Annotated in this window: 8 protein-coding genes; 5 read left to right on the top strand and 3 right to left on the bottom strand. The window is 42.4% G+C overall.

What is annotated here, in order from left to right; genetic code table 11:
• Positions 1-144: 144 nt before the first annotated feature.
• Positions 145-2,508, top strand: coding sequence for a PDZ domain-containing protein (locus H8796_RS23320; RefSeq protein WP_117936004.1), 2,364 nt, complete (start codon positions 145-147; stop codon positions 2,506-2,508).
• A 318-nt stretch (positions 2,509-2,826) separates the two neighbouring features.
• On the opposite strand, the gene H8796_RS23315 is transcribed toward H8796_RS23320, so the two are convergent.
• The gene (locus tag H8796_RS23315) at positions 2,827-4,293 is read right to left on the bottom strand and encodes a glycoside hydrolase family 10 protein (protein WP_117937361.1); all 1,467 of its coding nucleotides are present in this window, start codon (positions 4,291-4,293) and stop codon (positions 2,827-2,829) included.
• 108 nt (positions 4,294-4,401) lie between these two features.
• Here H8796_RS23315 and H8796_RS23310 point away from each other — a divergent pair, with 108 nt between their 5' ends.
• From H8796_RS23310 to H8796_RS23300, 3 genes are read left to right on the top strand one after another with little or no spacing between them, the layout of a single operon-like run.
• The gene (locus H8796_RS23310) at positions 4,402-5,832 is read left to right on the top strand and encodes a carbon starvation protein A (protein WP_117937363.1); all 1,431 of its coding nucleotides are present in this window, start codon (positions 4,402-4,404) and stop codon (positions 5,830-5,832) included.
• Complete coding sequence (locus H8796_RS23305) at positions 5,829-6,059, top strand: hypothetical protein (protein WP_117937365.1); 231 nt, start codon at positions 5,829-5,831, stop codon at positions 6,057-6,059. The genes H8796_RS23310 and H8796_RS23305 overlap by 4 nt, the downstream gene beginning before the upstream one ends.
• A 4-nt stretch (positions 6,060-6,063) precedes the next feature.
• The gene (locus H8796_RS23300; RefSeq protein WP_117937367.1) at positions 6,064-6,549 is read left to right on the top strand and encodes an outer membrane beta-barrel protein; all 486 of its coding nucleotides are present in this window, start codon (positions 6,064-6,066) and stop codon (positions 6,547-6,549) included.
• 113 nt (positions 6,550-6,662) lie between these two features.
• On the opposite strand, the gene uvrA is transcribed toward H8796_RS23300, so the two are convergent.
• Positions 6,663-9,431, bottom strand: coding sequence for an excinuclease ABC subunit UvrA (gene uvrA / locus H8796_RS23295; protein ID WP_117937369.1), 2,769 nt, complete (start codon positions 9,429-9,431; stop codon positions 6,663-6,665).
• A 16-nt stretch (positions 9,432-9,447) separates the two neighbouring features.
• On the opposite strand from uvrA, the gene H8796_RS23290 reads away from it, so the two are divergent.
• Positions 9,448-11,034: a glycoside hydrolase family 10 protein gene (locus H8796_RS23290; RefSeq protein WP_187343885.1), complete on the top strand. Its 1,587-nt coding sequence runs from the start codon at positions 9,448-9,450 to the stop codon at positions 11,032-11,034.
• 92 nt (positions 11,035-11,126) lie between these two features.
• Here H8796_RS23290 and H8796_RS23285 read toward each other — a convergent pair whose 3' ends face one another.
• Positions 11,127-11,675 (bottom strand): chromate transporter, encoded by a 549-nt coding sequence (locus H8796_RS23285; protein WP_074637856.1) that lies wholly within the window; start codon positions 11,673-11,675, stop codon positions 11,127-11,129.
• Positions 11,676-11,742 lie beyond the last annotated feature (67 nt).

Raw genomic sequence — 11,742 nt, 5'->3', positions numbered from 1 at the left:
TGGTATGGGATTGATTATTTCTGATATGAGCCCCATACCATTTCTTTTATGATACGTAAAGTTATTAAAGTTTCATTTTTTTGTTAATTAAGTATTTCATTTAGGCTATCTTTGCTCATGGATATAGCCAAATTATCATGCCATATGAAAACACAAAGGATAAAAACAGTACTTCTTTTACTGTCCACAATACCATTTCTGGGTATTTATGCTCAATCAATATACTACGTTTCTCCTCACGCATCATCGGGTGGAGATGGCAGTAAGGCCGCTCCTTTCCATTTAATTCATGAAGCTGTCGAAAAAGCTCGAACAGATAAGAATTGTACTACAATTTATTTAAGGGAAGGGAAATACATTTTAGATAAGCCTTTGGTGCTGACCTCTGATGATGGTAATGATGCGAAAGAATTAATAATAAAAAATTATCCCGGAGAGAAAGCTGTCATATCGAGTGGAGTTGGTTTGAATCTGAAATGGGAAAAATACAAAAATGGTATCATGCGGGCTGCTGTGAAAGGGAATCCGGTTATGGATATGCTTATCGTAAACGGAGATTTGAGGTCTATGGCACGTTACCCTAATTACGATGAAAATGCAGTTCGCTTTAATGGCACATCTGCTTTGGCAACAGATCCGGAACGAGTGAAAAAGTGGAAACATCCGGAAGGAGGTTACCTTCATGCTATGCATAGTCATGATTGGGGTGATTTTCATTATCGTATTATAGGTAAGAATAAAAAGGGAGAGTTGCAATTGGAAGGTGGTTGGCAGAATAACAGGCCAATGGGGATCCATCATGAAAACAGGATGGTAGAGAATATCTTCGAAGAACTGGATGCTCCGGGAGAGTGGTACTATGATAGAAAAGAAGGTTGGTTGTATTATTATCCTCTACCTGATGAAAAGATAAATGAATTGGCGTTTGAAACTCCGCAACTTAAAAACTTGATTGAATTTGCGGGAACTCCATCCAAGCCTGTGAAGAATATAACCATTGAAGGGATTGAACTAACGCAAACGATACGGACATTTATGGAACATTACGAGCCTCTGCTTCGTTCGGACTGGACAATATACCGGGGAGGAGCCGTCGTTTTCAGGGGAACGGAGAAATGTAACCTGCATAATTGTTATATCCGTAACGTGGGAGGAAATGGTGTTTTTTTTGATAAATATAATCGCTATTCGTCAGTGACAGGTTCTTACCTGACTTTTATTGGAGCCAGTGCAATTTGTTTTGTAGGGGATGTGGAAGGAGTTCGTTCACCGAGTTTTACGTACGGTGAGTTTGTTCCTTTGGATAAGATGGATTATGCAAAAGGTCCTCGGAATGGCAATCATCCTGCTTATTGTGAGGTTTATGATAATCTGATATGCACTATTGGTTTGTTTGAAAAGCAGATAACTGGCGTGGAGCTTTCCATGTGTCGTAATATAACGATAAGCCATAACAGTATTTATGATACTCCTCGTGCCGGAATTAATATCAGTGAAGGCACATGGGGAGGACATATTATCGAGCATAATGATATTTTTGATACTGTAAAAGAAACAGGTGATCATGGAACTATCAACTCTTGGGGACGTGACCGTTTCTGGCATCCGAAGTATAATGTAATGACGCAGATAACAGATGAAAACCCGGCATTGATTTTGGCAGATGTGGTCGAACCTATCATTATCCGCCATAATCGATTACGTTGTGATAGGGGATGGGATATAGATTTGGATGATGGCTCCAGTAATTACCAAATCTACAATAATCTTTGTTTGAATGGTGGTATTAAATTGCGTGAAGGTTTTTATCGGACTGTTGAAAATAATATTATCGTCAATAATACTCTACACCCACATTTGTGGTTTAAAAATAGCGGAGATGTCTTTTCACGTAATATTGTAATGACCAAATATAAACCTATAAGGGTGTATGGCTGGGGGAGAGAGGTAGACTATAATATCTTTACAGACAGCCTGGCATATCTTGCGGCTCGCCAACTTGGTGGGGATGTTCATTCTATAGTAACTACAATCAGGTTTATGGATGCTACGAAAGGTAATTTTAATGTAGCAGATGATTCGGAAGCCATAATCAAAGGAGGATTCCGTAATTTTTCGATGAATAAATTCGGAGTGTTGTCTTCCCATCTGAAACAGTTGGCTGAAAGTCCTGTAATGCCTGTTCCGCTTGTGACGGATAATGCTTTGGATGCTGCTAAAATAATGCTTTGGAAAGGAGTAACGTTTAAGAGTTTGAATACATTGGAAGAACGTTCCGCTACAGGTATGGATATGGAACGGGGAGTTTATGTCGTTTCTGTAGATGCTTTAGGAAGTCCGGTCAGAGATTTTATTGCTCCGAATGATGCTGTTCTTAGTGTAAATGGAAAACCGGTCAATCATTTAGGTGACATGAAAGAGGTGTTGAAAAACGTGAACACACGCAAAAATGTAGAGTTTGTTATTTTTAGAAATCAGAAGGAACATAAAGTTATTATTCCTCTTTGATTTTATATTATTGCTGTCCGATAAATATTCGCTAGGCTTAAAAAATAGTGCTGATTCCATTTGCAGGAGTCAGCCCTTTATGGTTATTTAGCAGTTACCACGCAAATCCAAATAACTATGTAACGTTTAAAAAATAACTTGGGACAGAGATCGGTCTAGGAATTAAACATCCCATCTTTCTGTCAACTTCAGCTTCTCCTGCAAAAGGTTTTTGCAGGAGCCTTTGTATATCATATCCATTCCGCGACAGTTCTTGGGAATAGGCTGTAAATAATAACTTAAAGAGACGGCTGTTATTACCTGTCACCTCGCTTCTTACTACTTGTCCCTCTGTGCCTCCTGCGTCGCTGCACTTTCATTTCCGTAACGGTCTACGGCTGTAACGGCAAAATGTTTTTTTGTATTCCAGGGTAGGATAGGAGCATAGATATAATTTGTATCCCGAATACCCTGTGCAACAATGTTTTCCGGTCGGCTGATGTCTACCGGATATTCATTTGATGCGTAAATAACATACATCGGCTGATTACGCGAATCATTATCAGTAGCAGCCTGCCACTTTAATTCCGTATATCCATTGTTGATATTCGTTGTTTTCAGTTTGGATGGAGCCGTAGGCGGAACATTGTCCAGCCACGGCATAGGAGGCTGTAAAGCCGGATATGCATAGAAATTTTCAGCCAATTCATCGTAGATACCTTGTGTATTTTCCATAAGATATTTCACCCGGTAATGTCCTTCACCTGCCATTTTCTGACTGCGGATGAAGTTCATCTGACGATCAATTTCGTCACGTGTCCATTTACCCTCATCAGGATGAAGAAAATAAATGCCAAGTCCCGGAACCACCTGTCGTCCGTTACTTTGTTCCTGCCAGTCAAGAGCAAAAGGATAGAAATTGTTTCCCTGGAAATACATCATCGGATAAATCTGGTCCATAATCCCTTCTCCCATCCAGCCTTGTGGGTCCTGGTAAACGGTAAAGAAAGCATTCCATCCACGGGAAGGATAACGTGATGTATCCCGGTATTTTCCTACCGGACAGGTACTTACCTTTACCCAAGGCTTCATCGCTTTTACACCTTTATATATATAACGTACAATCTCGGAGATATTATCCCGGCGCCACTGATCCAGCGTACGTCCTTTATTATATCGGCGGAAATCATATTTATCGGGGAAAAGGGGAGCATTCTCCGGATAACGCAGATAGTCAAAATGTACTCCGTCCACGTCATAACCGCTTACGACTTCCCGTACCAGTTTCATCAAATACTCTTTCGTAGCCGGATGCCCCGGGTTGAGGAAATATTCACTTTTGTAAGGGACGCAGATATCTTTCATCCGCTTGGTGACGGACTGACTTCCGAGCGAAGCAACATGTTTCTTATTCCCCAGTGGAATAGTTACCATCCAGGCGTGACATTCCATTCCCCGTTTATGACATTCCTCAACGGCGAAAGCCAGTGGATCATAGCCGGGGTTTCCTCCTGTCTTTCCAGTTAAGATTGAATTGAATGGTTCGATTGCTGAAGGATATAATACATCTCCACGTGTACGGGTTTGAAATAGGACAGTGTTGAAGTTGGCAGCCTTCAACTTATCAAGAATACCTATTAACTCTTCTTTCTGTTTGCGAATTGTTTGGGGAGTTGTTGCACGTGTACGAGGCCAATCCAGTCCGTACACAGCTGTGACCCATGCCGCACGAACTTCGTGTTTGGGTTGTGCGGCAATTGTGAGGAAAGGAAACAAAAGTGAAAGAATGAAAATAGTTAGGCGCATATTCTTTATTTTTTGTTTTAAATCCCTGCAAAGTTAGTAAAAGTGTCGGTATTGTTGGGCTGTTTCGTGAGATTATGTTACATTTGCCAAGTTAAAAAAAGACACGCTATGATTACATTTACTCTATGCCTGCTGGCACTGATAGTAGGCTATTTTACGTATGGACGCCTGATGGAACGCGTCTTTGGTCCTGATGACCGTAAAACACCGGCTCTTACCAAGGCTGATGGAGTGGACTATATTCCATTGCCCACCTGGAAGATTTTCATGATTCAGTTTCTTAATATTGCCGGATTAGGTCCTATTTTCGGAGCAATCATGGGAGCGAAATTCGGTAGCTCTTCATACTTGTGGATTGTGTTGGGAAGTATTTTTGCCGGTGCGGTGCATGATTATTTCGCCGGAATGCTTTCTTTGCGTAATGGAGGTGAAAGCCTGCCGGAAATAATAGGTCGTTATTTGGGACTGACTACCAAGCAGGTGATGAGAGGATTCACTGTTATTTTAATGATTCTGGTAGGTTCCGTTTTCGTAGCAGGTCCTGCCGGGCTATTGGCTAAACTCACTCCGGAACATTTGGATACTACGTTTTGGATTGTTGTTGTGTTTGCTTATTATATTCTGGCAACCTTGCTTCCTGTAGATAAAATCATCGGTAAGATTTATCCGATCTTTGCGGTTGCCCTGTTGTTTATGGCAGTCGGCATCTTGGTAATGCTTTACGTTAACCATCCGGCTTTGCCTGAACTTTGGGATGGATTGCAAAATACAAACCCCGAAGCGAGTGAGCTTCCTATTTTTCCGATTATGTTTGTGAGTATTGCATGTGGTGCCATCTCCGGTTTTCATGCTACACAAAGTCCTTTGATGGCTCGTTGCATGACTTCGGAACGGCATGGACGTCCGGTATTTTATGGAGCGATGATTACAGAAGGTATTGTTGCTTTGATTTGGGCGGCTGCCGCTACTTACTTTTTCCATGAGAATGGAATGGAAGAAAGCAATGCTTCCGTTATTGTTGATGCTATTACAAAAGAATGGTTAGGGGCAATCGGTGGAGTGCTTGCTATTTTGGGAGTCATTGCCGCTCCGATTACTTCGGGAGATACGGCCTTTCGTTCTGCCCGTCTGATTGTGGCGGACTTTTTGGGGATGGAGCAAAAAAGTATGCGCCGTCGTTTGTACATTTGCATTCCTATGTTTGTAGTTGCTATCGGTCTGCTTTTGTATAGCTTGCGTGATGCAAACGGATTTAATATGATATGGCGTTATTTTGCTTGGGCAAACCAGACATTGGCTGTGTTTACCCTGTGGGCTATAACGATTTTTTTGGTGGTATCTAAGAAATCTTATATCATTACCTTGATACCGGCACTGTTTATGACATGCGTATGTTCTACTTATATATGTATTGCTCCCGAAGGATTGGGACTTTCACACACTGTTTCCTATGGCGTTGGCATAACGTGTGTGATCGTTGCAGTGATTTGGTTCTATATCTGGATGAGCAAGCAAAAAACAAGAAAATTATCAGAATGAAGAAAATAAGAAAATCGACAGGAGTGGCAATTGCATTCCTTATTTATGTTTCGGTAACAGCGGCTTATCTGTTGCCACGTAATACGGAAGTCAGCCAGACAGAGAAAATCCTGACGGTGGCGGGTTCTTATGTTATCGTTCTTCTTCTTTGGCTAGTGCTTCGGAAAAAGGAACAAATGCGTGAACGCCGCAAAAAAGACGAACAATCTATTCACTTAAAAAAATAAGTTTATGAAGAAATTAGCTTTGGCACTTTGCTTATTGGCAGTCTCTTTCACTGCACAGGCACAATTTGAGAAAGGAACGATGATTCTCAACCCTTCCGTCACAGGACTGGATTTTTCTTACAGTAAAAATGATGATGCTAAGTTTGGTATTGGTGCGCAAGCCGGTACGTTTTTGGCAGATGGTTTTGCATTGATGGTAAATCTTGGAGCAGACTGGTCGCAACCGAAGGATACATATACACTGGGTACAGGAATGCGTTGCTATTTCAATACAACGGGGATTTATCTCGGAGGTGGTTTTGATTGGGAACGTGTCCGTTACAAAGGTGGTGGCCATAACAATGATTGGGGATTGGGCATTGAAGCCGGATATGCGTACTTTCTTTCCAAAACAGTAACCATCGAACCGGCTGTTTATTATAAATGGCGTTTTGATGACTCCGATAATTCACGTTTTGGTGTGAAGATAGGATTCGGATTCTACTTTTAAATAGTTGATAAATGATAGATAATAAATGATAGATGATAAATGATAGGTAAGAATTACCATGCAGCAAATATTGCGCAGCCAACTATCATCTATCATTTATCAACTATCAACTATTAAAGTTTTTCTTTCAAGAATTGTCCTGTATAACTTGCTCCGCAAGCGGCAACTTCTTCCGGGGTGCCCACTGCTACAATGTTTCCACCCTTATCTCCGCCTTCCGGTCCGAGATCGATTACATAATCGGCACATTTGATGACATCCATATTATGTTCAATGATAACGATACTGTGTCCCCGGCGAATCAGTGCGTCGAAAGCATCCAGAAGTTTGCGAATATCATGGAAATGAAGTCCGGTAGTCGGCTCGTCAAAGATAAACATCGTCGGGTCGGCTTTCTCCTGGCTCAAATAGAATGCCAGTTTGACACGTTGGTTTTCACCACCGGAAAGAGTGGAAGACGACTGTCCTAATTTAATATATCCCAGTCCTACGTCCTGCAAAGGAAGTAACTTCTTCACAATTTTCTTTTGTCCATGTTCGTTAAAGAACTCAACCGCCTGATTGACGGTCATCTCCAACACATCGTAGATGCTTTTATCGTTGAATTTCACTTCCAGTGTATCAGACTTGAACCGTTTTCCGTGACAAGATTCACACTCCAACACTAAGTCTGCCATAAATTGCATTTCTACGGTGATGGTTCCTTCCCCCTTACATTCTTCGCAACGTCCGCCTTCACTGTTGAAACTGAAGAATCCGGGAGTATACCCCATTTGTTTAGCTAGCGGTTGTTCAGACCACAGTTTACGAATTTCGTCGTAGGCTTTGATGTAAGTCACCGGATTAGAACGTGATGATTTTCCAATAGGGTTCTGGTCTACAAATTCTACATTCCGCAGGTCGCGCAAACTTCCTCCGATTGAGGAGAACTCTCCCGGACGGTCACTGCATTCATCCAATTCACGTTTCAATGCCCGGAAGAAAATGTCTCTCACTAATGTACTCTTTCCGGAACCGGAAACACCGGTAACGACTGTCATCACATTAAGTGGGATACGTACGTTTACTCCTTTCAGGTTATTCTCACGTGCGCCTTTCAATTCTATATAATTATTCCACGGCCGGCGATGTTCCGGAACGGGAATTTCATCTTCTCCCAAAAGATAACGTACCGTGTAACTGTTGCTTCCTTTCTTCAAATCCTTCATATCGCCTTGGTAAACAACCTCTCCACCCAGACGTCCTGCATTAGGACCTATATCAATAATGTAATCTGCAGCACGGATGATCTCTTCGTCGTGCTCTACCACTACTACCGTATTGCCTAATTGTTGCAGTTGACGCAACACATGGAGCAGACGGTCCGTATCACGACTATGCAGTCCGATACTTGGCTCGTCGAGAATATAAAGGCTACCAACAAGGCTACTTCCCAGTGAAGTTGCCAGATTGATACGTTGACTTTCTCCACCCGATAAAGAATTACTAAGCCGGTTCAAAGTCAGATAGCCCAAACCTACATCAATTAGAAAACGAATCCGGCTATTTATTTCAACCAGGATACGTCGGGATACGTTGCTGTCGTGCTCGTCCAGTTCCAAATGATCGAAGAATTCCTTCAGTTCTGTGATAGGCAAATCTACCAGTTCGGAAATGTTTTTTCCACCCACCCGGACATATCCGGCTTCCGGTTTCAGGCGAGTGCCGTGGCATTTCGGGCAAAGTGTCTTTCCGCGGTAACGTGCCAGCATTACCCGGTATTGTATCTTATATTGATTCTCTTCCAGCATCTTGAAGAAATCATTGATGCCATGGAAATATTGATTGCCTTCCCAAAGTAAACGGCGTTGCGCATCTGTCAACTCATAATAGGGAGTGAAAATCGGGAAGTCGAATTTATCCGCATTGTGAATCAGTTCTTCTTTCCATTCACCCATCTTTTCACCTCGCCAGCATACGATAGCACCTTCATATACGGATAAGGAACGATCCGGAACAACTAAATGCTCATCAATACCGATCACTTTACCGAATCCTTCACATACAGGGCAAGCACCGATAGGAGAGTTGAATGAAAACATCTGGTCATTCGGCTCTTCGAAGATGATACCGTCTGCTTCGAATTTAGTGCTGAAAGTATGTAACTTTGTGGTTCCGTCTGATAGATAAAAACGCAGCATACAGGTTCCGTCACCTTCATACATGGCTGTTTCGGCAGAATCGGTCAGTCGGCTGATGGCGTCCTTGCTATTGGCAACCGCCATACGGTCCACCAGTAGATATACTTCATCACCTGCCACAGGCGTATATTCATCAATACGCTTCATTTCACCGTTCACTTCGATACGGTTGAACCCTTGTTTCAGGTCTATTTCCAGTTGTTGTTGCAAGGTGCGGTCTTCACGCAGGCGGATAGGTGTCAGTACCGTATATCTTGTACCTTCCGGGTATGAGAGCATGCAGTTGACAATGTCTTCTGTAGAGTGCTTCTTCACTTCTTGTCCGCTGATGGGGCTATACGTTTTCCCTACCCGCGAATATAACAGGCGTAGATATTCGTAAATTTCAGTCGAGGTGCCCACGGTAGAACGGGGATTGCGGCTGTTCACTTTCTGTTCGATAGCAATGGCGGGAGGAATCCCTTTGATAAAGTCACATTCCGGTTTGCTCATTCGTCCCAGAAACTGGCGCGCATAACTGCTTAGACTTTCCACGTAGCGGCGTTGTCCTTCTGCGTAGAGCGTATCAAAAGCAAGAGATGATTTTCCCGAACCCGATAATCCGGTGATAACAACAAGTTTGTTGCGGGGAATATCTACATCGATGTTTTTTAGGTTGTTGACGCGTGCGCCTTTGATCGAAATATAGTTGTTTTCTGACATAAAATACTCCTTTTTTATGGTAGTCGGCAAAGTTAGCGAATTTATCGGGAGTTTGTATTATCTTTGCGTCACATTATTACGATTTAAGAATATTATGAAGCTGAAAAACTATCTTTTACTTTTAGCTCTTCTTCTGGTGGTAGGAGTGAGGGCACAGGTGCCATCAGGCAATAAATATCCTAAACGTGAATTCCGTGGAGCGTGGATACAAGCTGTTAACGGTCAGTTTCGTGGCATTCCCACAGAGAGACTGAAACAAATATTGGTTAGTCAGTTGAACTCTCTTCAGGAAGCCGGCATTAACGCAATCATCTTTCAGGTACGCCCTGAGGCGGATGCATTATATGCTTCCCAGCATGAGCCGTGGAGCCGTTTCCTGACAGGAACGCAAGGTCAGACGCCTTCTCCTATGTGGGATCCGATGCAGTTTATGATTGAAGAATGTCAGAAACGGAATATGGAATTTCATGCCTGGATCAATCCTTACCGCGTGAAGACCTCATTAAAGAATAAGTTGGCACCGGAGCATATTTATCACCAGCATCCGGAATGGTTTGTTACTTATGGCGATCAGTTATATTTCGATCCGGCACTTCCTGAAAGCCGGGAGCATATCTGTAAAATCGTGACCGATATTGTGTCTCGTTATGATGTAGATGCTATTCACATGGATGATTATTTCTATCCTTATCCGGTTAATGGATTGGATTTTCCGGATGATGCAAGTTTCGCCCGTTATGGTGGAGGTTTCACCAATAAGGCAGATTGGCGTCGTAGTAATGTGAATGTGTTGATAAAGAAGCTTCACGAAACGATTCGTGGCATCAAGCCATGGGTGAAGTTTGGTATCAGTCCGTTCGGTATTTATCGTAATCAGAAGAGCGATCCGTTGGGAAGTAACACTAATGGTTTGCAGAACTATGATGATCTTTATGCCGATGTACTCCTTTGGGCACGTGAAGGATGGATTGATTATAATATTCCGCAAATTTACTGGGAGATTGGCCACAAAGCTGCCGACTATGAGACACTGGTGAAATGGTGGGCTACTCATTCGGAAAACCGGCCGTTGTTCATTGGTCAGTCGGTGCCAAAGACAGTTCAGTTTGCCGATCCGCAGAATCCTTCTATCAATCAGCTTCCCCGCAAGATGGCTTTGCAACGTGCTTACCAAACAATCGGAGGTAGCTGTCAATGGTATGCGGCAGCTGTTGTTGAGAACCAGGGTAGATATCGCGATGCTTTAATCAGTGAATATCATAAATATCCTGCTTTGATTCCAGTCTTTGATTTTATGGATGATAAAGCTCCGGGCAAGGTACGTAAAATGAAAAAGGTATGGACAGAAGATGGCTATATCCTTTTCTGGACAGCTCCGAAAGCTGATACAGAGATGGATAAGGCAGTTCAATATGTAGTCTATCGTTTTGACGGTAAAGAAAAGGTGGATTTGGACGATCCTTCTCATATTGTAGCTATCACGCGGAATCCATTCTATAAACTTCCTTATGAAACAGGGAAAACAAAATGCCGTTATGTAGTGACAGCTTTAGATCGCTTGCATAATGAATCCAAGTCTGTAAGTAAGAAGTTGAAACTTTGATTATTTGATAGTTGATAGGTGATAGTTGATAATTGAAAGTGACTATGCAGCATAGCGCAGCTAACTATCAATTATCACCTATCACCTATCAACTAATAAAGTAGTAATCCTGCAATGCCGCAGCCGATAATCATTAATATCGGATTGGCTTTGTATTTTCTTGTTCCGATGAAAGCGATCAGGAATATAATGATACTGATGACGAATGAATAAGTATCTTTCGTAGGCGAGCCGAAATTTTCTACATTCATTAATACTAGCGCAGCGGAAGCGAGTAGTCCTACTACTGCCGGGCGCAGCCCGTCGAAGATAGATTCCACCACAGGATGTTTCTGATACCTTAAAAAGAACTTGCTAATGGTCAGCATCAAGATAAAAGAGGGGAGGACCACTGCAAAGGTTGCAATGATGGAACCCCAAACACTTCCGGTAGAAGTAAACCCTACATAGGTCGCTGCATTAATGCCGATAGGTCCCGGAGTCATCTGGCTGATTGCTACAATATCAGTAAACTCCTGTGAACTCACCCATCCGTAACGGGTAACCACTTCACCTTGAATCATGGAAAGCATGGCGTACCCACCTCCGAAACCAAAGAGGCCGATTTTGAAAAATGTATAGAATAACTGTAGGTAAATCATGTGATTAATAATTTATTATATAATAATTTTAGGCACGGATTACACGGATTTCGCGGTTTTGGAAATT

The organism is Bacteroides sp. M10, from assembly GCF_014334015.1.
Lineage (GTDB): Bacteria > Bacteroidota > Bacteroidia > Bacteroidales > Bacteroidaceae > Bacteroides > Bacteroides intestinigallinarum.
The sequence above is the reverse complement of the archived record's forward strand: the minus strand, read 5'-3'. Positions and strand labels throughout refer to the sequence as shown.